The following is a 21,207-nucleotide window of genomic DNA, read 5'->3' as shown; positions in this document are numbered from 1 at the left end:
AGTTGCTGCCATCCCTCAAGGGGGCACGAGGGGCGCACGGTGCTGCGGAGACCGTCGCCTGCCTCCAGAGTCCGGCCGATGGAACCGTCCCGCCGGACTCGTAGCCCCGATACCGGTCCGCCTAATTGGCTTCCGACCGATCGGCACCCGCCTCACGCAAGCGCTCGCGCACTTCAGTGTCGATCCCCTGGGCCAGCCTCCGCTGATGCTTGACCGTCGAGTGCTGGTAGATGAGCTGGGCGCGCTCCGAGGACTGGCCGGCGCGCACCATGAGGTCCTTCAGCTTGGCGCCGGTGTCGGCGGCGAGGGTGTTACCGGTGTGCCGGAGGTCGTAGAAGCGGAAGTTGTCGGGCAGCCCCACCTTCGTCCTGGCCTTGCGCCACTTCCGTCCGAACGTCGAGCGGCGGAATGGAGCGCCCTTCTCCCCGACGAAGAGGAGACCATCCGGCTCCTTCTCGGCGAACCACTGCACGTGGCGTCGCAGCTCGGGCAGGAGGAAGTCGGGCAAGTAAACGGTGCGCTTGCCCGCTCGGGACTTGGGATCGCCGGTGACCCTCCTGCCGTTGGTCAGCTCCGGTGACGCATGCGTGATCCGCAGGGAGCATTCGTCGAGATCGACACTGCGGCGGCGCAGTTCAGCCAGCTCCTCGGGGCGAAGCGAGGCGAAGGCACCGAGCAGGACCATCAGGCGCCAGCGCGGACCCATGGCGTCGGCGAGGTCGAAGACCTGCTCCACGGTGGCGGTCGGCCGCTCGTCGGCTTCCTCCCGACCGGCGCCCTTGATCCGGCACGGGTTGGTCCGCAGGAGGTCGTCATCGACCGCGGTCTGCAGGATGGCCTTCAGCAGCCGGTACGACTTGGCGACCGTCGTGGCACCCGTTGCCTTGAGCCGCTCGGCTCGCCAGGTGCGGACGGAAGGCGGTGTGATCTCGTCCAGGTCCTTGCTGCCGAAGACCGGCAGGAGGTGCAGGCGTAGCAGGCCGTCGTAGCGGTCGACCGTGGTCGGGGCCAGACCGCGCTCCTCCATCCAGCGGAGGGCGTACTTCTCGAAGTTGATCGCGCCGGCGTCCGGGTCACGCCAGTGGTCACGCTCGATGTCGGCGCGGACCAGGTTCAGCCAGTCCTGCGCGTCGGTCTTCGTGTCGAAGGTCTCGGGGGCCTTGTGGCGCTGCCCGTCCGGGCCCAGGTAGCGGGCCTGCCATCGACCGGACGGGAGCTTGCGTACGGTACCGAACTCCCGACGACGCTGGAGCTTGCGTGTCGGCATCAGGCGGCCCGCCCGTACCGAGTGCGGGTGCGCCGGGTCGGCTCGACCGTGCGCGCCTCGATGTACTCGGTGACGGCACTCTCGGGGACGCGCACGGGACGTCCGAGCTTGACGTAGCGAATGCGGCGCTCGGCGATCAGACGGCGAACGAAGCGTTCGCCGGTACCGAGCTGTTCGGCGGCTTCGGCCACCGTCAGGAGGCGGTCAGTCATGGGCGACCGCCCCCTTTCGGCTGTGCTGCTGAGTGCAACGGGCCGGGGCTATTGCGAGTCGGTGCAACGGTGAGACTTCCTTACCGAGGTCGAAACTGGAGCGGGCACGGCGGACCGGTGGTGGCTTCAACAGGTCGCGGAGTCCTGGAGCAGGGCGCGGGCCGGGACGCGAAGTGCCTGCGCGAGGGTGAGCAGGTCGTCGACGTCGCAGCGGCGCTGAGCGCGTTCGATGCGGGACAGCATCGTGTTGGACATTGGCCGGCCAAGGGCGGTGACGCGAGCGGCCAGCTCTCGCTGGGAGAGGCCGCGCTCGGTGCGGAGAATTTCGATCGTGCGGGCGGCCCTTATCCCGGCTGCGCCGATTTCCAGTGAACGTGCTGCCATGACTCCAATTCTCGGCTGTGTTCGCCGGTTTGGTTAACCGGCGATCGTCGGCTATGTTGCGCCGCCGTGCGTTTGGCAGGCGGGTGGCCATTTCGTCGATGGGTTCCCTGTGACGGCGGCCCGAGCAGTGCTCGACAGCGTCTCTGACGTGGGGTGTTGTGTTGTAGCTTCGCCACTCACCGGACGTCAACGCCTTGCCGGTGTGATCCTTCTGGCTTGACGCCCAGAACAACTATTTGGTCAACCGCCGATCGTGACCTACCGTTTTCACGCCGCCCTCGCCGCCCCGATTCCCGACGGCCTTTCTGCCGACAGAGATTCGACAGGTCAGGGCTGGACTTGTGCCGCTCGGGTGTGGCTATGTTGACGACACCCCCGGAAAGCGCGACCGGCTCTCAGCCAGCCTCGCGTCCACGGCCGGCCAACTCCCCCGCCTTTGCCGTCACGACCGACGGTGAGCCATGGGTGCCCGCCCATCGGCCACCGAGTGAGGAACACTCCGCTCTTGGCACGGATCCGCACCATCAAGCCCGAAGCCTTCGTCTCCGAATCCCTCGCCGTCGTCACCCTGACCGCCGAGCGCACCTTCTTCGGCCTGCTCACTCAGGCCGACGACCAAGGCCGCTATCGCGACCACGCGGCGATCATCGCCGGTCAGCTGTGGGTTCTGCGTCCGGAGCACACTCCCGCCGAGGTCGAGAAGGATCTCGCCCAGCTGGCCGACGCCGGCCTGGTCTGCCGGTACAAGGGCCCGGACGACAAGCGCTACCTGCACATCGTCACGTGGCACAAGCACCAGAAGATCAACCGGGCCAGCAAGAGCCGCATCCCGGCCTGCCCTCGCCACAACGATCCGAACGGTGCCCCGGGCGGCACCAAGACTGTCGAGGCCGTGGCACCCGCGCCGTCCGTAACGCACGGAGCCGTCGCGGACCATGCGCCGAACCCTCACGGAGGTGACAGTGAAGGGGCACGGAACCCACACGATCCCTCGAACCAAACGGAAACCACCAACAAAACCGCAGGTCAGGAGGCAGTCAGTGAGCCCTCACCTGAACCTCATGGACTCGTGCTTGAGGCCGCGGTGACACCTCACGGTCCGGATCTAGGACCTAGGATCATGGATCTAGGATCTACCCCTTCGGGGGGCGCAAGCGCCCCCGCGGCCAGCACCGTCTCGGCCAAGCAGCTCATCGCCGAATACAGCGCGGCATGCGCCCACCGCCCGCCCCAGGACGTCCTGGGCCATCTCGGCCGAGAGGTGCGCAAGCTGCTCGCCGAAGGCATCGCTCCCGACCACATCAGGGCAGGGCTCGTCCTCCACAGGACCAAGGGCAAGCACCCCAGCATCCTGCCGAGCCTGGTGCACGAGGCCATGAACGCCGCCCTCGCCCAGCCCGTCATCCACAGGCCGTGGACAAACCCCGCCGACGCCGAAGCCGCCTACGGAGAACAGCTCTGACCTCCACCCTCACCCGCGAACCCCAGCCCGTCGGCCTGCTCGCCGACCGTCTGAACGGCATACTGGCGGGCCGCGGCATCGACCCCGGCGCCGTAGCCACGGAGCCGCCCGCCGAACCCGTCACCGCCTTGGAGCTGGCCGACGCCCGCATCCCGGCCCGCTACCGCCGCGCCCTCGCCGACCACCCTCAGATCATCACCTGGGCCGACCACATCGCCCATGCCGGACGCCCCGGCCCCAGTGGGCCCGGCATCGCCGAGGGTCCCTCCCTGCTGATCGCCGGCCCCACCGGCACGGGCAAGACGCATCAGGCGTACGGCGCCGTCCGGGCACTCCTCACCCGCGGGGTCCGCCTGCGCTGGGAAGCCGTCACCACCGCCGACCTGTACGCCCGCCTGCGTCCCCGTGCCGACCACGACGCCGAACGCGACCTGCAGACCCTGGCCCGCAGCCCACTGCTGCTCCTGGACGACCTCGGTGCGGCCAAGACCAGCGAGTGGACCGAGGAGCTGACCTACCGGCTCATCAACCACCGGTACGAGCACATGCTCCCCACCCTCATCACGACCAACCTCCCCACCGCCGAGCTGCGCACCACCCTCGGTGACCGCGTCGCTTCCCGCCTCGCGGAGATGACCGACCGCGTCATCCTCAAGGGCCCTGACAGACGACGTCACCGCTCCCCCTGACGATGGAGGAAGAAGACCGGACGACGGAAGGGCAGTCTGCGAGCGCGCGTCCTTTCACCAGGAGGACCGGCCGCGTGCCGCGTCGAGGACCGAGCGAGGGTGTCGGGGACCAGTCCTCAATGGCCGGGGACCGGATGGCACATGCGAGGACCGAGCATCCCGGTCCCGGGACCGTGGCCGCCCGAGGTGGGGACCGGTCCTCACCAGACATCGGGGACCGGTCCCGTACGTCTCGGGGACCGGTCCCCGACGGTCCCGTCGGACACGAAAACGGTCTCCTGGCAAAGCAGCAGGTCACAGCCCCCAGGTGGGCGGAAACAACGGTCCTGCACCGCGAATGACAGTCAATCGTGAGGGAGGACCGAGCCCTGCCAGGTCCCGGTCCTGCCGAGGACCGAAGACCCGCACAACGCGGCCCGCGGTCCCCAAGCGTGATGCGCAGAGGAAGAGAGGACCGGTCCCCGCGGACCGCTCCAACCTGGAGCCCACCCCACACGGTCCCGTAACGAGCCCGCCCGGTACCAGCCGCGCACGGCCGCCGCTACGGGTTCTCACCGTGGAACACCCACCCAGAAAAGCGACCCATGCACCAACCACATCAGCACACTCCTGACGACGTGCGTCAGGGGGCCACCATCTCAGCCTCCGACGGAGCAAGTTGGTGCAAGAGCATTGCTCCCGACGGGAGCAATGCTCTTGCGTCTCCCGCCCCGAGAGCGGCGGGCCCGGAAGCGACCGAGGACGGATCGCAAACCGGCGGGGAAGAGCTACACGCGAACCACAGCATCGACTGCGCGCGCACCTCTCCGTCGCAGCCCCGCATACAGCAGCGCGAACGCCTGCGCGACGAGAACAAGCGCCTGCACCAGCCCAGCTGCCGCATGAACGACGCCGAGTACCAACTGCTCGCCCGAGCAGCCGCCACGTGCCACATGAGCATCGCCGGCTTCCTCGCCCGCTCCGCTCTCGACGCCGCCCACGACCTCGGCCGTACCGCCGCGGACATCGCAGGCGAGCGAGAGATGCTGCACGAGCTGTTCGCGCTGCGGCGCCACCTCGGGCAACTCGGCAACAACCTCAACCAGGTCGCCAAGGCGCTGAACTCCGGCGCCGACGCATCGCAGGCAGAGGCGGTCCTCGCCACCGTCCAGCGCGCCGCCAAGCGCGTCGACGCCTTCACCCAGCACCACTTGGACAACAGGACAGCCGGGTGATCCCCCGCGTCCACGCAAGAGGCACGCGCACCATCGGCCTGCTCCACTACTTGTACGGGCCCGGCACGCACGAAGAGCACACAGACTCGCACCTGGTGGCCGCCTGGGACAGCCTCGCCCCTGATCCCGGGCGCGACTCCGATGCCACGTACGGCGATCTCCAGCGGCTGCTCGACCAGCCGGTCAACGCCCTGCCGAAGAACCGCCGGCCCGCCGAGCACGTATGGCATCTGTCGGTACGCGCTGCTCCTGAGGACCCGGTCCTGTCGGACGAGCAGTGGGGCGAGATTGCGCGCCGAATGGTCGCCGCCACCGGCATCGCTCCCGACGGTGACGACGCCGCCTGCCGCTGGGCAGCGATTCGGCACGCCGACGACCACATTCACATCATCGCCACCGTCGTACGAGAGGACGGCCGCCAAGCCCGTATCCGCCAGGACGGTAAGCGTTCCCAAGCGGAAGCCCGCGTGATCGAGATCGACTACGGGTTGCGCCGCCTCGCCACCGGCGATGGCACCGCAGCCCGTCGTCCGACCAGCGCCGAACGGCACAAGGCCCAGCGGGAAGGCCGGGAGCGCACAGCGCGGGAGGAACTTCGTGAGTCCGTGCGCCGGGCAGTGGCCGGTGCTGCCTCGACGGACGAGTTTTTCGACCGCCTGGCCGCCGCCGGTCTGCTGATCCGCAAGCGTCTCGCGCCCTCCGGCGATCTCCTCGGGTACAAGGTCGCCCTCCCTGATGACCGGAACAAGGACGGCGAGCCGGTCTTCTACTCAGGCTCCAAGCTGGCGCCCGACCTGTCCCTGCCCCGTGTCCGCGAACGCTGGAGCCGGCCCTCGGAGACGCCCACCGCCATCGACGGTTCATGGCCGGATCAACCTGCACTGCCGCCCGTGACAGGCCCCGCGTTCGCGCGGCGGCGGGCCGCGGCTGCCACGTGGCAGGCCCTGCTGGTGATCGACCACGGCGACGACGGCACCGCAGCAGCCCAGATCGCCGCGACCGGAGAGGTCCTGGACGCGCTGGCCAAGACCTCCGCCGCCCACACCCGGGCCGAACTGCGCGAGGCAGCCTCCGCGTTCGAGCGCGCGAGCCGCTCCCACGTGAAGGCGGTACGCGGGCACGACCGGGGCCTGCGACAAGCCGCCCGTGATCTCGTCCACAGCGGGCCGGTCCTGGGCCGGGGCGAAGACGGCGCCTGCACGGCCATGCTCATCGACATGGCCGTCTTCGTCGTGACCGCCGCGGCAAAGTGGCACGCCAGGAAGCATCACACCCAGCAGGCCACAGCAGCCCAGCAAACCGCCGAGCACCTCCGCGCCGCCTACCAGGCCGCCTCAGTCCAGCCCATGACCGCACTGAGCCAGCGAGGCCGGCGGCTGACTCAACGTGTTCGGCAACAGCAGGCGAACCTGCTCCACCAAGTGCTGCCGGAGCTGGCCGACCAGATCCAAGCCGAGTCCGGTTGGCCCGCCTTGGCCGCCACACTGGACGACGCCCGGAGGGCCGGCCATGACCCGGCCGCCCTGCTGACCGAAGCCACGGCACGGCGCGAACTACGCTCCGCCGGATCCATGAGCGACGTCCTCGTCTGGCGCCTGCGCCGCAGCGCTCACCTGCCCGCACTACCCGACGACCGCAACGCCACGGCCCTCCGAGCCAACCGGCACACCTCGCACTCGGCGCCCACCACGCAGTCGGTGCCCGGCCCGACAGGGAATGATCCCCGCCGTGGGCGCTGACGACCGCGTCCTGATCACCTGTACCGGGCCACGGTGTACGCGGTAGGCCCGTGCAAGGTGCCTGCTCCGATCCCGTCGGTGATCTGGAGGACGTCGAAGCCGGCGAGCGTCGCGTACAGCTCCAGCTCACGCGGCCCGAGAACACGCCGACGGATCACGTCCCGTGTTTCTTCACCAGAGTTGAACACCCACTGCCGACGCATGGTGTTCATCTGGGTCCGCAGGTCCCACTCATAGCTGATGGTCACGTGGGCCGTGCCCGATCCGGTCTCGACCTCTGCTTCCTGCGGCTCATCACGCTCGATCGGCGCTACGGAACAGCAGAGTACAAGGAGCGTCCCGGGACGGGCGTGCGCTGCGAAGGTCCGGAAGACCGCCTGGATGTCCTGGTTGTCGTGCACGTAGGAGAGGGAGTTTCCCAGGCAGGTCAGCACGTCAGCGGTATGGTCGAGTCGGATGGTGCGCATGTCGCCGAGGCGGATGTCGAGGCCGGGCCGTGTGCGGCGGGCGTAGTCGACCAGGCCGGGCTGGAACTCGACACCGATGCAGTCGAAGTGGCGGGCCAGCAGCTCCAGGTCTCTCCCGGTTCCGCAGCCCAGATCCAGCAGAGTGCGGGCGTCCGGGCGGTGCCGATGGACGAGCGCCCGACAGCTGCTCGCGCTGGTGCTGTCAGACTGCACTCTGTCGTACAGGGCGGGGTCTCGGTAGAAGAGGTTGGAGGCTGCCAGGTGTCTGGATTCGGCGATGTCCAGGCCGCTCATGCGAGGCTCCGCAGTCCGACTTCCAGGGCGAGTGTGTCGCACAGCAGGTCGGGCACCGCGGGAGTCCGCTCGGCGTGGTCGCGGGCCCGGCTGAGGGCGTCGGCATCAACGTAGCCGAGATCGATCAGCAGGGAATCGGTCAGCATCTCGTCCAGGAGAGGGAGCCCGTAGGTGCGCAGTCCCGACTCCATGACCGCGAGGAAGTTCTCCGGCTCGGTCGGAGCCGCGACGGACTCGGGCAGACCCGTCCGCCGAAGTCGGTCGCGGAACATCCTCTTGTCGCGTTTGTACTCGTACGGCAGCTGTTCCATGAAGCGGATCATCCGGGGGTGGACGAGCGGGGCCACCGGCCAGATACCGAGTCTCACGTACGCCGGATTGTGCAGGCCGAATGCCATGAGCGTCGGCACAGGCAGGACCGGGATGGGAGCGAGGTTCTCGTTCACCTGGGCCAGCGCCGCGGTGGCCTTGTCGCCGAGCCATGGCACCGGCTCCATCGGCGGGAGTCCGGCTTCCGTACGCGAGTGGTGGGCGTTGACCTCGTCCCCGCCGCCACCTGTGAAGATCAGCTCGCAGCCGTGTGCGGCCACGTGCCCGCGCACGACGTCGAACGCTTCCTGGTAGAAGGCGCCTGCCGGATCGTGCGGCCGTCTGCGTTCCCTCACGCCACCAGGCACGAAGGGCGGGTGCTGCATCGCCGGCACGGCGGTGTCGCGCAATCCCAGGTGGTCCACCAGGGAGCGGCGTCGGTCTCGCTGGAGCTGGCCGATCCGGCCGCCCATGAGCAGCCCCATGGTGTGCACGGAGCCGAATCCGGCCGCTACGGCGGACAGTGCCACGTTGGCCGAGTCCGCTCCGCCTGACACCTCGACGCCGACGCGGCCGGCCGTCGATCGCCACTCGGCCATGGCCTCGGTGAGCAGTGCGTCGAACACGGTCACGGGGTCCACTCCGCTACGGAGGCTGCGGGGTTCCAGGACGTGTTGGGCGGGCTCGGGGTAGGGGATGGAGAGCCCTGCCGGCGTGAAGACCGCGGTAGCGCGTTCGGTGAGTCGGTACACGCCGTCGAAGAGGGTGTCGGTGCTGTAGCGGTGTTGGCGGCTCAGGGTGCGGGCGACCGCTCGTGGATTGAGCCGGTCAGGTCGCAGGTGCGGCCGGAGGTCGACGATGTCCCAGGACCCGAAGACCTCGTCGCCGACAACCATGAGGTACAGCGGGACGGTACCCAGCACTCCCGCCGAGACCTGGATCTCGTCGGGCCGGACGAGCAGCGACGTGTAGTCGGCTTCACCGTCTCTGTCTTCTCGCACCAGCACACAGACGCTCGATCCGTCGCCCGGTATGAGGTCCGCGACCAGGACGGTTGCGTGAGCGGGCCGGATCCAGCTCTCCCCCTTGACCCAGCGGTCTGTGTCCCATCGCCAGCCGGCGTCCCGGGTATCTGCCAGTCGCACACGAAACGAGAGCACTCCGCTCCCCTCCTCTACGGAGCGGCGGAGCAGGACGCGAGGCCCTGCTCCGCCGCGTTCACCGGCCGGTCAGCTGCAGTGGTCGCCGTTGTTGTCGCCACCACCGGGCATCTTGTCGAGCAGCGCCGCGTCCATGCTGGGGGCGCCGGTGACCAGGTCTCCTGTGAAGAGTTCGTCGATGATCATGACTGTTCCTTCCTCCTGCGGAGTGGGTGGACGGGCACCGCGAGCTGCGGAACCCGGACCCGTCCCTGCCGCCGGCGTTCACGGCGAACTGGACGGGAGCTCGTTGGGTGGGGGCCCGCTCTGGCCGAGGGGAGAGAGCGGCTGAGCCCTTCCCCGGTGGGGACCGGGTCTTCCCGAGGGCTCGCTCGGCCAGAGCGGGAGTCGGTAGGTCCGGAGCGGACCGGTGGTCTCTCTCAGTCGGGGGCGAGGTGCCACAGAGCCCAGGCGACCGGGGTAGTGGAGACGATGATCAGGGCCGACAGCAGCCACTGCCGCCAGCCATAGGGGCGACCTCGCCTGCTGCGCCGCCGGCTCACCATCCCCGGGACACCGCCACCACGATCGATCCCCCGAGCACCATGACGCACGCGATGTACATGACCTGAGCCGTGACCTGGCCTTTCACCGCGCGCCCTGGTCCTTGCCACGCTGTTGCCCCACGGTCGGCGCGAGGCCAGGTCGGCCGACGAAGACGCGTCGTGCTCGTTCCTGGTCGGGCAGGGTGGCGCCGATCCGGCACACCGGCGGCTCGGCCGGGGTTTGGTCAGCCATCGTTCTGGTCCTTACTCCGGGTCGCGCGGTAGACGTCGGCGAAGCGTCTGGTCAGTGAGCCGAGATCCCGCATGTACTGGTAGGCATGGAAGTGAGGGGACTGCTCCGTCGGCCGACGCGTCAGGTCGAGGACCCGGTAGCCCTCCCGGAACAGCGCCTGGACGGCCGGGTCCTCGTCGAAGCCGAGCTCCTCGGCCATCAGCACTCTCAGGTGGCTGACCAGGTCTCGGGTCGTGGCGTCGATCACCGGGCGTTCGGGCATCATCAGGCGAATGGCCAGCGCGGTTTCCACGGTCTCGTCGACCGCCTCCAGGACGATCGACACTCCAGCCACCTCGGACGACGTGACGCTTCCTGCTGCCATTGCCCGCACCCCTCTTCCGGTCGCCACCGTTGTCGTGCCTGACAACGTCCAGAAAAGCGGCTCGTGTTGGCGCAGACCACGGCATCCGCGGGGCAGTCCTGAGACACTTCTGGGACAGCCCGGTGCCGTCGGGTTAGACGCGGGTTGGTGCGTGGAAAGGGGGCGGCATGGGGCTTGCTGAGCGGCGCAGGGCGCTGGGCTACAGTCAGGAAGAGCTCGCGCACGCCCTCGGCGTGGACCGACGGACCGTCGGCCGCTGGGAAGGCCGCTCCACCACGCCGCAGCCGCCGCTGAGACCACGGCTGGCCGAGCTGCTCCACCTCGACCTTGACGAACTCGACGCCTTGGTGGGACAGCCACGAGCAGCCCACCCGGAGTCGGCAGGGCCGCCGCCTCGCGACCACCACGGCTCAGGGGACCTCGACGACATGATCCGACGCCAGTTCCTGCGCGCCATCACCGTCACCAGTGCCCTGGTGGCCCTGCCCCCCCGACGAGGGCGCAGCCCTCGCGGAGGGCGCGCTGCGCGGGATGTCCGACGACTTCCTGCGCATGAACGGACACCTGTGGCAGGTCTACCAACTCGCCCGTGCCAAGCGTTCCGTCTACCCGGTCGTCCGCGACCAGCTCACCGCCCTGAACGAGACCCTCGACGGACGGCCCGAGGTCGAAGCACAGGCCCTGTGCGGCGCGGCCGGCGACCTCTTCCAGCTCGCAGGAGAACTGGCCTTCGACGGCAACCGCTACACCGACGCCGCCGCCTCCTACACGCTCGCCGCCTCTGCCAGCCAGGAGGCGAAGTCCTACGACCTGTGGGCGTGTGCCCTCGTCCGCCACGCCTACGTCGATCTGCACGAACGCCGGTACGCCGACGCGGTCGGCACGCTGTCGGCCGCCGAGAAGGTGGCAAGGCGCGGGGACGGTTCCCTGTCCACCCGCTACTGGGTCGCTGCCGTCCAAGCCGAGGCGTACGCCGGCCTCGGCGACCTCTCCGCCTGCGAACGCGCCTTGGACGAGGCGGAGAAGGTGACCGGCCTGAGCGGGGCGGCCCACAACGGTGGCTGGCTGCGTTTCGACGGCTCCCGCCTCGCAGAAGAGCGTGGCGCGCGCTACCTCCAGCTTGGACGCCTCGACCTCGCTGAGATGGCACTCAGCAGCGCGCTCAGCCAGGACATCCTCGCTTCCGGCCAGTCCTTCCGCCGACGCGGTGCGGTACTGACCGACCTCGCGGCCATCGGCGCCCGGCGCCAGGACCCCGACCAAGTACTCGCCTACGGCGGGGAGGCCCTGCGACTCGCCCACAAGACCTCCTCGGGTTACGTCGCCCATAAACTTCAGGGGCTACGAACCGACCTCGGCCCGCTCTCCCGCGACGCTCGTGTGGCGGAGCTGGGCGCCGAGATCGACGCACTGTGCACGACGTGACGAGAGGGGAAGGCATGTCGCAGTCCGAGGGCGCCCGACTGTTCCGCGAGGCTTGGATCACCGGAGTGCGCAAGCACTTCCCCGGCGAGCCGAAGCCCGGCTACGTCACCCCCTGGGAAGAGACCCCCGAGTGGGAGCGCCAGGCCGCCGGTGCCGTCCACGACCAGGTGCGCCAGTTCCTCGACCTCAGCGACCGCCACGCCTCCCGCCTCACCCGCGAGCAGAAGAGCCGCTTTGTCGCCACCTGCTGGACCGCGCAGATGTACAAGCACTTCGAGAACCCGAAGCCGGGCTATGTCGCCGACTGGGCTTCCCTGCCCGACTGGCAGAAAGAGACCGACGCGGACATCTTCGAGGCGATCGAGGACGCTCTGAAGTAGTCGCACGGGGCTGCCATTCAAATCGGCCTGCGCAATCGCCGGGCTTCCTACGGCGTCGATCGGCCCTCCCTTCGCGGCTCGTTTCCGACCGCCGCGTCACGGTTCAGCTCCTGTGGGACCGGCGCGGCGAGGGGGCCGGACAGCGGGCGGATCCTGTTGAGCATGCGCGCGGCTCCGAACTGTTCTGCGGGGTTTCTGGTTGTCCCTTTTCGGGACGGGCGTCATGTCCCGAAAAGGGACAAACCTCTTGTCCCGACTCGGGACGGGCTTCCTCCCCCACGACCGCCGAGGCTTTGACTGTCACCATCGTGGCCAGCCCGTCAGCCGCTGCAACACCGTCGTAGCCGTAAACAGTGTGCTCGCCGTCCTGACGGTCGGCGACGACGCCTTCATCGAGCAGCATCCCGGGGATCCCGCCACCTGCTGGCCTCGCCGTCCTCGTCACGGTCCTGGCCGCGTCCGTGGTCCTGAGCATCCGACGCCCGTGCCCGGGCGGAGCTGCGCTCCTCGCGGACCGGGGCGAGGACGGCGCTGAGTACGGCTCGCCGGAGACGAGCCGACCAACCGCCCGGGAGACACTGCGTCTGGACAGACAGCGGGATGACGACTGCCCCTGGTCCGGACATACCTGGCTGGCCCGTGGGCCGTGCCCGCGCGGTGTGCGCCGACTGCCCCGGTGCCGTGCGAGCAGGGCCGCGTCGGAGCACCATCGACGGGAAGGCAGCCACTGGAGGGTCCGTGCGCGATGCGGTGGGTGATGACGTGGGGCCGTGGCCGGCGGACGAACCGGGTTTCTGGCGGCAGGTCGTCGAGCGGCTGGGCACGGCGGTGCTGGTGCTGGACACAGCCGGACGGGTGATCGCCGCGAACCCGGCGGCCGAGCGGCTGCTGGGCCGCACCGCCGCCGCGATGCGGGGCGCCGACGCACACGATCTGCTGCACCGGGACGCGGACGGCAACAAGGTGCCGCGAGACCGGTGCCCACTGCTCCACGCGCTGGCCGAGGGGCAGGGGGCGCGAGGGGAGGGCGGCACGTATCTGCGCGGTGACGGTCGTCTGCTGGCTGTCTCCTGGTCCGTGTCCCCCTTGACGGAGGACGGCTGCGTGCAAGGCATGGCATTGCTGTTCACGGACGCCACGGGGGACCGCCGCGTCCATCGGGAGCGAACGGCGCGCACGCGCGCCTTGGAGGACCTCAACGAGCGGCTGTCCCTGGTCGCGGAGATCACGGACGTCCTGGGGCAGACTCTGGAGACCGACGAGGCGCTGGCCCGCCTGGTGCGGCTGCTCGTGCCCCGTCTGGCCGACTGGGCCGCGGTGGACCTGCGGACCGGTTCCGGCGAGGTCCACCGGGTGACGGTGACCGGTCCGGAGGGACGGGACGCCGGATTCCAGGGCCGGAGCGTACTCGGCGCGGAGGGAGCCGGTGAGGGGGAGGACTCGCCGCTGGGCCATGCGCTGACCGGGGGCGAATCCGTGCTCCAGGAGCGGGTGGCTGCCGTCACCCCGGCCGCCGCACATCCGCCTCTGGTGGCTCTCCACAGTGGCTTCCTGGCCGCGGTGGGTGCGCGCTCCGCCATCACGGTGCCGCTCGGCGCCCGGGACCGGATCACCGGGGCGCTGACGGTGGTGCGCACCGACCCGGCGCATCCCTTCGACGAGGACGACCTGGCGGCAGTGAGTGACGTCGGCCGCCGGGTCGGCGTGGTCATCGACAACACCCGCCGCTACGGCCGTCAGCGCGCCGTCGCCGAGGCGATGCAGCGCAACCTGCTCGCCCCGCTGCCGCAGCACGGCCATCTCCGGCTGGCCGCCCGCTACCAGCCCGCACCTGCGGGCTCGCAGGTCGGTGGGGACTGGTACGACGCCTTCATCCTGAAGGACGGCGCGCTCGCCCTGGTCATCGGTGACGTCGTGGGCCACGACCTGACCGCGGCGGCCGGTATGGCCCAACTGCACGGCATTCTGCGTTCGCTGGCCTGGGACCACACGGGACCGCCCGGCGCCGTCGTCGACCGCCTCGACGCCGCCATGCCGGTCATCACCACCGTCCCGCTGGCCACCCTGATCCTCGCCCGCGTCGAGGGCGACCCGGACACGGGACCGTGGACGCTCCGCTGGACCAGCGCGGGGCACCCGCCCCCGCTGCTCCTCTCCCCGGACGGCACCGCATGCTTTCTTGAAGCCGGCCAGGGGCTGCTCCTCGGCACCGGATCCGTCGGCGACGCGGACCGACCGGACGCCACGCATCCCCTGAAGCCCGGCTCCACCCTGCTGCTGTACACGGACGGGCTCGTCGAGACACCGGGCAGCGACCTCGACACGGGCCTGGACCGGCTGCTCCGGCACGCCCTCACTCTCGTCCACGAACCGCTGGACAGGCTGTGCGGAAAGGTCCTCGCCCACCTGCCGCCCGGCAGCACCGACGACGTGGCCCTGCTCGCCCTGCGCGTACCGCCGCCATGAGCGTGGTGGCCGTCGGACCGGGCCGGTGCCGCGGAGGCGCCCACCATCTCCCACGCCACTGATGACCTGCTGTCACGCCGCCTTTACTCGCCGAGGAGTAGTCTGAGGAGACCGAGGGCATCAGGCACGCCGGTGGCGGACCGGCTCCACCCCGGTATCCACCGGCGTTCGTCACGCGGAAGGGTCTCCCCCCTTCACCCCGCATACGCCCGCCGACTCCCTTCTCGCGAACTCGCGGCGGTCGTCGGCGCTTTCCTCCGGCAAGAGCGGCCAGGCACGACCTCCAGCACCCGGATCCACCGGCCACGTCCGGCGCTGCCCGACAGCCCGCGGACCGTCGGCCGCCGTGCCCTGCCGAACCGGCCGGCACCCACCTCGTCAGAAAGAACCCACGTGATCACCACAGTCCCCACCGCACCGTCCACCCCGCCTCCGCCCCCGCCCCTGCCCCTCGTCCGCCTGCGTCTCGCGCCACACGGCGCGCTGCCGCGCCGGATCGACGGGGTGTGGTGGCCGTACTCCCGCGATCTTCTGACACAGCTCCCGAAGATGCTCGCCGCGCTGCCGAGAGCGTGGGGCGACATCACCGGCGTCACCGTGGACGCCGCGGCCTGGTCGGCGGCACCGGGGCGCATGTTCGTCGCCAACCAGGTCGTCCGCCTGCACAAGGCCCCCGCCTCTCCGCACGCTCCGGACCGGGTCGTCCTGCTCTCCCCCGGGCTCGGCCGTTGGGATCTGCAGGTGATCCCGCCGGACGCGACGGAGGAAGCAGCCGCTCTCCTCACGGCCGCCGCCCTGGACGACCGGCGGCCCGGCGCCGACGGAGAAGCCCGGCCCCCGACCCCGACGGCGGCGGCAGGTCCCCACGGCCGTGTGGGGCCCACCGGGCGGGGCACCCGGGCCCCTCGGTGGTAGGAGCCGCCGCGGGCACGTCCATGTACGCACCCGCTCCCCGCGCCCAACTCGCCCTGGGGCCGCCCCGAGTCATCCGCCCGCTTCTGAGAGAGACGTCCTCATGACCATGGCCACCACCACCGCCACGCGCTCCGACACTCCCGGCAGCGACTTCGCCCGGCTGTCGAAGAAGATCGCGGACGCCGGACTGCTGGGGCGCCGCCCCGGCTACTACACGTTACGCATCACCGCCGTGACCGGGCTCTACGCCGCCGGATGGGCCGCGTTCGTCCTCGTCGGCGCCTCCTGCTGGACACTGGCGATCGCCGCGTTCCTGGCCGTGATGTACGGGCAAGTCGCCCTGGTCGCCCATGACATGGCCCACCGGCAGGTGTTCCGCCGCCGCCGGGCCAGCGAGTTGTCCGGACGGATCGCCGGCGCGTCGATCGGCATGAGCTACGGCTGGTGGCAGGACAAGCACACCCGTCACCACGCCAACCCCAACACCGAGAACCTCGACCCCGACATCGGACCCGACCTGCTCGTCTGGTCCCCGGACCAGGCCCGCGCCGCCACCGGACTGCCCCGCCTGCTCGGCCGCTGGCAGGCGTTCCTCTTCTTTCCCCTGCTCACGCTGGAGGGCTTCAACCTGCACGTGGCGAGCGGCAGGGCCATGGCCAACCGCCGGCTCAAACGCCGGGCGGTCGACGGCGCTCTGCTCCTGGGGCACTGCGCCGTCTACCTGGCCGCCCTGTTCTGGGTCCTGCCGCCCGGGATGGCGATCGCCTTCCTCGCCGTCCACCAGTGCCTGTTCGGCGTCTACCTCGGTTCGGCCTTCGCACCCAACCACAAGGGGATGCCGATCCTGACGGCCGACGACCGCCCCGACTTCCTCCGCCGCCAGGTGCTGACCTCACGCAACGTCAACGGCGGCCGGTTCACCGACCTGGCGCTCGGCGGCCTGAACCACCAGATCGAGCACCACCTGTTCCCGAGCATGCCCAGCCCCAACCTGCGCAAGGCCCGCGCCATCGTCCGGCGGTACTGCCGGGACGTGGGCGTCGACTACGCGGAAACGGGCCTGGTCGCCTCCTACCGGTTGGCACTCACCAGCCTCCACGACGCCGGCGCCCCGCTCCGACGGACCCGCGTCCCCACCTAGCGGGGCGAGACGCCGCCGTGGGTACGGCGGCGTCCAGGACGCAGCCGTCCGCGTCCGCCGTACCAGGAGCCCCGGCGCTCGCCGCCGTCGTTGGCAACCGGGGACCGTCGGCGTACCGCCGGCCCTTCGTCGGTCTTCCGGTCTGGTGCGACGACACCGCTGCGGCCGTAGTGGAAGGCGGCGCTTCTGTCCCCGTGCTGAGAGTTCAGCCGGTGGATGAGGAACGCGCCTGCCGCGATCACCGCCAGCAGCACGAACACCGTCACCAGGATGTCCATGGCCCTCACACCCTTTCCGGCCGGTCCTCCGGTGTGGCGACGGCGACTCGAAGCCATGGAGAAGTGACGGAAGCACCGGCTCCATGTCCTCCTTCGGACTCCCACACCGCTTCCCTGGTGCGGTCGGCCTCGGCGGTCACCGTCAGACGCGCGGCATCCGCCAGCAGGCTGCTCGCGGTCGCTATCCGGCGCGGGTCGCTCGCAGCGGCCATCAGCCAGGCGGCCGCGGCCGGAGGCGTCTGCGGGGGAACGACCAGCAGGTTCCAGCGGCCCACGTGGTAGGAGAGCAGCAGCAACTCGTGCTCGTCCTGCTCGAAGCGGAACCAGCCCACCTTCACCACGTGCCCGGCGACAGGCACCTTGCGCGGGACGACCGGCCACTGGGCGGGGTTCACCGTGACCCGGGTGACCCGCCCCCACAGCGGATCGAGAACGGACGCCAGGGCAGGCAGTTCGGCGGCGAGATCACGCGAGCGTGGCCACCAGGCGCCGTCCAGCAGAAGCGGTGCCGAACCGGCGGGAGCGAGCGAGAGGCGTACGGGGGACATGGGACGCCGGTCTTCGGACGTCGTCGGAGGGGAGACGGTCGCAGTCATGACGCGAACCCTGCCCCGGGCGGGCCTGAGCCGACCCGGCGTATTCGATCACCGAAAACGGCACAGACGCGAAATGTCCGTGCGCGGAGTGTTCCCGGTACCTCCAGCCTACTCTTCGCGGCGCCCGAGCAGGCCGTACGCCGGGAGCAGCCCACCCGATGAGGCCGAAGCCTCTCGTCGGGGCTCGTCGAGGAGTAGCCTGAGGACTTCGAGGGCTTTCGTGCACCGGCGCCGCCGGTCCCGTCCTCGGTCACCCAACCACCGGGCGCTCCGTCAGCCAGCGCAGGCCCGCAGTCAGGCTTCTTCCTCATGATCATGAACTCCACTCAGCTGCGTCCGCACGCGGCACCGTTCCGCTCACGTGCCGCGCGCCTCGTCCTCGGATCCGCCAGCCGTTTCGGCCGTCCGGACGGCGCTTGGTGGCCACGGACCCGCGACCTGGCACGAGAACTCGGCGAACTGGCCGACGTGATCGATCCGCTGTGGGGCCGGCTCACCCACGTGGCCGTCAATCCCCGCCACTGGCAGCCTCTCCCGCACGGCCTGGTCGTCGTCAACGGCTACGAGGTGGCGGTCGACCGATTCACCGAGGTGCTCAACCCGCACAGGATCCTGCTGCAGTCCTACACCGCGGGCCGCTGGGATCTCCTCGTGGTGCCGCCCCCGACGAGCGCGTCGTCAGCAGCCCGGCTCATGGCGGCCGTGGCGTAGCGCAGCGGCGCGTGCATGCCCCGGACCCACACGCTCCGTGCCGGTGTCGATGAGGATCTGTTCCGCCGACGTCTGACTGCCGGCGCGCACGGCCGCGGCCATGGCCGCGCGGGCCGCGTCGGCCGCGGTGTGCGGCGGAACCACCAGCAGCGAAAAGAGATCATTGCTGCCCCGGGTGATGAGAACGGTGTCGTCTCCGACCGGGAAGGAGTCGATGCGGACGACACGACCGTCGATCGTCAGCCGCGTCGGCAGCTCGTCCCAGGCGTCGGTGTCCAGACCGACACGTGTGATCGGCCCGAGGTACTCGGACAGCGCGGAGACGAGGCCGGGCAGTTCACCGGCGATGTCGCGGGAGCGGGGCCACCACGCCCCGTCGAGCGCACCCTTCCGGTCATGCGTCGTCTCAAGCCGCACCACCGCGGTTCCAGGTCGCGAAACCGCCTGATGCACAGCGTCGGGCAGGAGCCTGGTCACCCGCGGGGGGTCGGGGTCGGACATCGCACTCGCCTGCCTACCGGGGACGGCAAACCGAAAGTCTCCTGGTTTCACGGTACTCCACGGCCGACGACGGCCGGGATTCCACGATCACCGGGCTACTCACCGTCACCGCCGCATACACGTAGAAGAACAAGGTCGAGCTGTGCTTCCTCCCCCACCCACCACCACCGCAGCCGCCCCGCGACAAACCCAGGCACTGCACCGCTACCTGCGTCGGCGCAATACCAACGCCCGCCACCACGACGTACTCCCCCCACCGCAAGGAACGCGCTGACCAACCGCGGACCGCAGCCCCGCGCCGAAGGCGGCAACCGCGCGTGCCGCGCAGACCCAGGGGTGGCAAGTGCGAGAGGGCAGGCCGGTAACCGGTGCACCAAATTACGGCGTCGGCGGGCGCGCGCGTGCCCGTCGGCCCAGGCGACGCCGTCACGGTCGAGGCGGGCGAACATGGGCGACGCTTTGAGCCGCCCGGCCTCCCGGGCCTCGCGCACCGGCGGTACGGCGACGATGTCCCCCAGCGAGGCGACGCCTCCCGTGTCGGTGCGGCCCTCGCCGAGGGCACGGCGTCGGGCGGTGGCCGCGTCGAACAGGGCGCGGCCGTCGATGTCGTCGGCAAGGTACCGGGGCGGACGCTGGGTCACCCAGGTCAGTTCGGTGTCGTGGGCGAGGTCGGAGCGCGATCTTCGTCGTCGACCGTCACACCGGTACCGTCCACCACGCGAAGACGGGGCCGCTCAGACCGACCATGGCATCACGCTGATCGTCTACCTGAGCCTACGCAAGCGCCTCGGAGCCTCTGCGACGCCGGAACACCGATAGCGGGCAGCGCAGCATCCACCCCCTCGGCCCGCCTTGCTGCCGATACTCGACAAAAACCTCGGTCCACGCACACACCAAGTCACCGATGTCCAGCAACAGCCCCCGGACCTGCCGGAGCAGAACGCGCAGGACCACAACACCCGCGACGCTTCCGAGCCCCATCCCGATCCACCACATCGGCCGCCTCCTCGCCCAGAACCCCAGGCTGCCTGCGGCGAAGATCGAAGTCTGTACCCAAAGAGACGCTTTTTGTGATCTTGGCATCCTCGGTTAGGAGTGTGCACACGCAAGTCACCGTGGCAGCGGTGCTCCCCCGCCAGGCATTCCTCATCGCCAAGTGCCCAGCGGCCCTCCGCGAAGCAGCGCCGACCAGCCTCGTGCCCACAGCGTGCCCATACGACCGGACAACAACGGTAAACAGCGGCGCGGAACAGGTAGCCGAAAGCGCGCTCCAGAATACGTAGCCGCAGGTGAGAGGTGGTCTCACCCGTGAAGCGCCCTCGCTTCCCAAGCTGAGAGCGCGAGTTCGATTCTCGTCACCCGCTCCACGCGAAACCCCCAGGTCAGTGACCCGGGGGTTCTTTGTTGTCCAGACCGGTGAGCGGGTGCCGCACCACAACCGCACCATTAGCCCGCCGGTGGCTCCTCCCTGTGGTGCGCGCGGTCGTCGGTGTGGTGCTTCGCACGCTCGGCGCGTACGAGGTCGTCCAGTCCGGCGGCGGCCTCCCGTTGCCGGTCCTCGTCGGAGTGCTGGTAGATCAGCGCCGCCTTCTCGGAGGACTGGCCGGCGGCGCACCATCGCGTCCCGAAGGGTGGCGCCGGAGCGGGTGGACGGGGTGTGTCCGGTGTGGCGGAGGTCGTGGAAGCGGAAACCGTCCGGGAGACCTGGGACCTCACGGGCCCGCCACACGCTGCACCTGTCGGGCGGCAAGGCGCCTCAAGCGATGTCGTGGACGTTGTGCTCGGTCAGGTCGGATGCGTGCCGGGCAATCGCCCGATAGTCGGCATCATCGTGGAGGACAGCCAGGCCATGGTGGGCCGCGGTGGCGGCGATGAGGAGGTCCACCGCCGAGGCGCTGCGATGCTCCCCTGCCCGAGCCATGCGGTGCTGCACCGCGCCGATCCAGCGCCCCGCGTTCTTCGGTACCGACACGTCGGGGTAGAGGTCGGTGAACATTTCCGTGATCTCGTCGTACTCGCGCCCGTTCCGGGCACTGTGGAGGAACTCGGCGCGTTGCACGTAGCAGGATGCGATGGCCCCGGCATCGATCGCGTCGTACCAGGCCGATTGCAGTTTCGGATCGCGGAGCAGCCGGACCAGGCCGGACGTGTCGAGCAGGTAGATCACCGGTTGCGCTTCTCCGCCCTGTGCAGACGCTCGGCGTCCTCAACGGCACCCCACTCACGGGCACGCTCGAAGTGACGGCTGATGCGCGCCGCACGCTCCTGCTGCTCGGCATAGAAATTCAGAGCGAGGTTGACCGCCTCCTTCTTGGTCCGGACGTGGGCCAGAGCCATGGCTCGCTCCAGGGCGTCGTCGTCGATGTCAATCTGAGTCACGGACATATCGCACCTCCCGCGCAATGTTGGTAATGTACATAGAAGAATACGTCACCAACATTCACTGGTCCACATGT

General features: G+C 69.9%; 22 protein-coding genes and 3 pseudogenes. 11 read left to right on the top strand and 14 right to left on the bottom strand.

Annotated features, from left to right (window positions below):
• Positions 1–121 precede the first annotated feature (121 nt).
• The 3 genes from CNQ36_RS18535 to CNQ36_RS18525 form a co-directional block, all read right to left on the bottom strand.
• On the bottom strand, positions 122–1,267 hold the full coding sequence (locus CNQ36_RS18535) for a tyrosine-type recombinase/integrase (protein WP_037640757.1): 1,146 nt from the start codon (positions 1,265–1,267) through the stop codon (positions 122–124).
• Entirely contained in the window at positions 1,267–1,479 is a 213-nt protein-coding gene (locus tag CNQ36_RS18530; protein ID WP_031043819.1) for an excisionase family DNA-binding protein, read from the bottom strand. The genes CNQ36_RS18535 and CNQ36_RS18530 overlap by 1 nt, the downstream gene beginning before the upstream one ends.
• A gap of 126 nt (positions 1,480–1,605) precedes the next feature.
• Entirely contained in the window at positions 1,606–1,863 is a 258-nt protein-coding gene (locus tag CNQ36_RS18525) for a helix-turn-helix domain-containing protein (RefSeq protein WP_030401440.1), read from the bottom strand.
• Positions 1,864–2,368: 505 nt separating this feature from the next.
• Between CNQ36_RS18525 and CNQ36_RS18520 the strand changes: the two genes are divergently transcribed.
• The 4 genes from CNQ36_RS18520 (at position 2,369) to CNQ36_RS18505 (ending at position 6,967) form a co-directional block, all read left to right on the top strand.
• Entirely contained in the window at positions 2,369–3,325 is a 957-nt protein-coding gene (locus CNQ36_RS18520) for a hypothetical protein (RefSeq protein WP_037640754.1), read from the top strand.
• Positions 3,322–4,014 (top strand): ATP-binding protein, encoded by a 693-nt coding sequence (locus CNQ36_RS18515; protein WP_121548507.1) that lies wholly within the window; start codon positions 3,322–3,324, stop codon positions 4,012–4,014. Before CNQ36_RS18520 ends, CNQ36_RS18515 begins: the two co-directional genes overlap by 4 nt.
• A gap of 785 nt (positions 4,015–4,799) precedes the next feature.
• Complete coding sequence (locus CNQ36_RS18510; RefSeq protein ID WP_370878991.1) at positions 4,800–5,228, top strand: plasmid mobilization protein; 429 nt, start codon at positions 4,800–4,802, stop codon at positions 5,226–5,228.
• On the top strand, positions 5,225–6,967 hold the full coding sequence (locus CNQ36_RS18505) for a relaxase/mobilization nuclease domain-containing protein (RefSeq protein ID WP_121546821.1): 1,743 nt from the start codon (positions 5,225–5,227) through the stop codon (positions 6,965–6,967). Before CNQ36_RS18510 ends, CNQ36_RS18505 begins: the two co-directional genes overlap by 4 nt.
• 14 nt (positions 6,968–6,981) lie before the next feature.
• On the opposite strand, the gene CNQ36_RS18500 is transcribed toward CNQ36_RS18505, so the two are convergent.
• The 4 genes from CNQ36_RS18500 to CNQ36_RS18490 all read right to left on the bottom strand — a co-directional run bounded on the left by CNQ36_RS18500 (position 6,982) and on the right by CNQ36_RS18490 (position 10,338).
• The gene (locus CNQ36_RS18500) at positions 6,982–7,728 is read right to left on the bottom strand and encodes a class I SAM-dependent methyltransferase (protein ID WP_033276647.1); all 747 of its coding nucleotides are present in this window, start codon (positions 7,726–7,728) and stop codon (positions 6,982–6,984) included.
• Complete coding sequence (locus CNQ36_RS18495; protein ID WP_228313003.1) at positions 7,725–9,038, bottom strand: asparagine synthetase B family protein; 1,314 nt, start codon at positions 9,036–9,038, stop codon at positions 7,725–7,727. The genes CNQ36_RS18500 and CNQ36_RS18495 overlap by 4 nt, the downstream gene beginning before the upstream one ends.
• A gap of 786 nt (positions 9,039–9,824) precedes the next feature.
• Positions 9,825–9,974 (bottom strand): hypothetical protein, encoded by a 150-nt coding sequence (locus CNQ36_RS34745; RefSeq protein ID WP_157842197.1) that lies wholly within the window; start codon positions 9,972–9,974, stop codon positions 9,825–9,827.
• Positions 9,967–10,338, bottom strand: a complete 372-nt coding sequence (locus CNQ36_RS18490) for a hypothetical protein (RefSeq protein WP_163013294.1) — start codon at positions 10,336–10,338, stop codon at positions 9,967–9,969. The genes CNQ36_RS34745 and CNQ36_RS18490 overlap by 8 nt, the downstream gene beginning before the upstream one ends.
• A 167-nt stretch (positions 10,339–10,505) precedes the next feature.
• Here CNQ36_RS18490 and CNQ36_RS35940 point away from each other — a divergent pair.
• The 6 genes and pseudogenes from CNQ36_RS35940 to CNQ36_RS18455 form a co-directional block, all read left to right on the top strand.
• Positions 10,506–10,625, top strand: a pseudogene (locus CNQ36_RS35940) (helix-turn-helix transcriptional regulator); the annotation flags it as partial.
• A gap of 181 nt (positions 10,626–10,806) precedes the next feature.
• Entirely contained in the window at positions 10,807–11,763 is a 957-nt protein-coding gene (locus CNQ36_RS18485) for an NsdA family TPR-like regulatory protein (protein ID WP_458379761.1), read from the top strand.
• A gap of 14 nt (positions 11,764–11,777) precedes the next feature.
• Entirely contained in the window at positions 11,778–12,143 is a 366-nt protein-coding gene (locus CNQ36_RS18480; protein WP_121546818.1) for a hypothetical protein, read from the top strand.
• A 738-nt stretch (positions 12,144–12,881) separates the two neighbouring features.
• Complete coding sequence (locus CNQ36_RS18470) at positions 12,882–14,609, top strand: SpoIIE family protein phosphatase (RefSeq protein WP_163013293.1); 1,728 nt, start codon at positions 12,882–12,884, stop codon at positions 14,607–14,609.
• A gap of 393 nt (positions 14,610–15,002) precedes the next feature.
• Complete coding sequence (locus CNQ36_RS18460; protein ID WP_037640747.1) at positions 15,003–15,524, top strand: DUF5994 family protein; 522 nt, start codon at positions 15,003–15,005, stop codon at positions 15,522–15,524.
• A gap of 100 nt (positions 15,525–15,624) precedes the next feature.
• Complete coding sequence (locus CNQ36_RS18455; protein ID WP_121546816.1) at positions 15,625–16,665, top strand: fatty acid desaturase family protein; 1,041 nt, start codon at positions 15,625–15,627, stop codon at positions 16,663–16,665.
• Here the strand turns inward: CNQ36_RS18455 and CNQ36_RS18450 are convergent.
• Entirely contained in the window at positions 16,662–16,943 is a 282-nt protein-coding gene (locus tag CNQ36_RS18450) for a hypothetical protein (protein ID WP_033276642.1), read from the bottom strand. The genes CNQ36_RS18455 and CNQ36_RS18450 overlap by 4 nt on opposite strands.
• A 5-nt stretch (positions 16,944–16,948) precedes the next feature.
• Positions 16,949–17,539 carry a DUF5994 family protein gene (locus CNQ36_RS18445; RefSeq protein ID WP_033276641.1) on the bottom strand — a complete coding sequence of 197 codons (591 nt, stop codon included), beginning with the start codon at positions 17,537–17,539 and terminating at the stop codon, positions 16,949–16,951.
• A 315-nt stretch (positions 17,540–17,854) separates the two neighbouring features.
• Here CNQ36_RS18445 and CNQ36_RS18440 point away from each other — a divergent pair, with 315 nt between their 5' ends.
• On the top strand, positions 17,855–18,250 hold the full coding sequence (locus CNQ36_RS18440) for a DUF5994 family protein (protein ID WP_203550461.1): 396 nt from the start codon (positions 17,855–17,857) through the stop codon (positions 18,248–18,250).
• On the opposite strand, the gene CNQ36_RS18435 is transcribed toward CNQ36_RS18440, so the two are convergent.
• From CNQ36_RS18435 to CNQ36_RS18410, 5 genes and pseudogenes are all read right to left on the bottom strand, one after another.
• Positions 18,218–18,751: a DUF5994 family protein gene (locus CNQ36_RS18435; protein ID WP_121546815.1), complete on the bottom strand. Its 534-nt coding sequence runs from the start codon at positions 18,749–18,751 to the stop codon at positions 18,218–18,220. The genes CNQ36_RS18440 and CNQ36_RS18435 overlap by 33 nt on opposite strands.
• Before the next feature lie 310 nt (positions 18,752–19,061).
• Positions 19,062–19,425, bottom strand: a pseudogene (locus tag CNQ36_RS35295) (pyridine nucleotide-disulfide oxidoreductase); the annotation flags it as partial.
• A 772-nt stretch (positions 19,426–20,197) separates the two neighbouring features.
• A pseudogene (locus CNQ36_RS18420) lies at positions 20,198–20,474 on the bottom strand (integrase); the annotation flags it as partial.
• A gap of 33 nt (positions 20,475–20,507) precedes the next feature.
• Positions 20,508–20,918 (bottom strand): PIN domain-containing protein, encoded by a 411-nt coding sequence (locus tag CNQ36_RS18415; protein ID WP_121546814.1) that lies wholly within the window; start codon positions 20,916–20,918, stop codon positions 20,508–20,510.
• Positions 20,915–21,136, bottom strand: a complete 222-nt coding sequence (locus tag CNQ36_RS18410; RefSeq protein WP_004928730.1) for a type II toxin-antitoxin system VapB family antitoxin — start codon at positions 21,134–21,136, stop codon at positions 20,915–20,917. The genes CNQ36_RS18415 and CNQ36_RS18410 overlap by 4 nt, the downstream gene beginning before the upstream one ends.
• Positions 21,137–21,207 lie beyond the last annotated feature (71 nt).

It is taken from the genome of Streptomyces fungicidicus (assembly GCF_003665435.1).
GTDB classification, from domain to species: domain Bacteria; phylum Actinomycetota; class Actinomycetes; order Streptomycetales; family Streptomycetaceae; genus Streptomyces; species Streptomyces fungicidicus.
This window is presented reverse-complemented; position numbering and strand designations above follow the sequence as displayed.

What these genes read in the sequence shown, in the direction of transcription:
- CNQ36_RS18535 (WP_037640757.1), bottom strand. Translation starts at nt 1,267, where the DNA reads ATGCCGACACGCAAGCTCCAGCGTCGTCGGGAGTTCGGTACCGTACGC.
- CNQ36_RS18530 (WP_031043819.1), bottom strand. Translation starts at nt 1,479, where the DNA reads ATGACTGACCGCCTCCTGACGGTGGCCGAAGCCGCCGAACAGCTCGGT.
- CNQ36_RS18525 (WP_030401440.1), bottom strand. Translation starts at nt 1,863, where the DNA reads ATGGCAGCACGTTCACTGGAAATCGGCGCAGCCGGGATAAGGGCCGCC.
- CNQ36_RS18500 (WP_033276647.1), bottom strand. Translation starts at nt 7,728, where the DNA reads ATGAGCGGCCTGGACATCGCCGAATCCAGACACCTGGCAGCCTCCAAC.
- CNQ36_RS34745 (WP_157842197.1), bottom strand. Translation starts at nt 9,974, where the DNA reads ATGGCTGACCAAACCCCGGCCGAGCCGCCGGTGTGCCGGATCGGCGCC.
- CNQ36_RS18490 (WP_163013294.1), bottom strand. Translation starts at nt 10,338, where the DNA reads ATGGCAGCAGGAAGCGTCACGTCGTCCGAGGTGGCTGGAGTGTCGATC.
- CNQ36_RS18480 (WP_121546818.1), top strand. Translation starts at nt 11,778, where the DNA reads ATGTCGCAGTCCGAGGGCGCCCGACTGTTCCGCGAGGCTTGGATCACC.
- CNQ36_RS18455 (WP_121546816.1), top strand. Translation starts at nt 15,625, where the DNA reads ATGACCATGGCCACCACCACCGCCACGCGCTCCGACACTCCCGGCAGC.
- CNQ36_RS18450 (WP_033276642.1), bottom strand. Translation starts at nt 16,943, where the DNA reads ATGGACATCCTGGTGACGGTGTTCGTGCTGCTGGCGGTGATCGCGGCA.
- CNQ36_RS18445 (WP_033276641.1), bottom strand. Translation starts at nt 17,539, where the DNA reads ATGACTGCGACCGTCTCCCCTCCGACGACGTCCGAAGACCGGCGTCCC.
- CNQ36_RS18440 (WP_203550461.1), top strand. Translation starts at nt 17,855, where the DNA reads ATGAACTCCACTCAGCTGCGTCCGCACGCGGCACCGTTCCGCTCACGT.
- CNQ36_RS18435 (WP_121546815.1), bottom strand. Translation starts at nt 18,751, where the DNA reads ATGTCCGACCCCGACCCCCCGCGGGTGACCAGGCTCCTGCCCGACGCT.
- CNQ36_RS18410 (WP_004928730.1), bottom strand. Translation starts at nt 21,136, where the DNA reads ATGTCCGTGACTCAGATTGACATCGACGACGACGCCCTGGAGCGAGCC.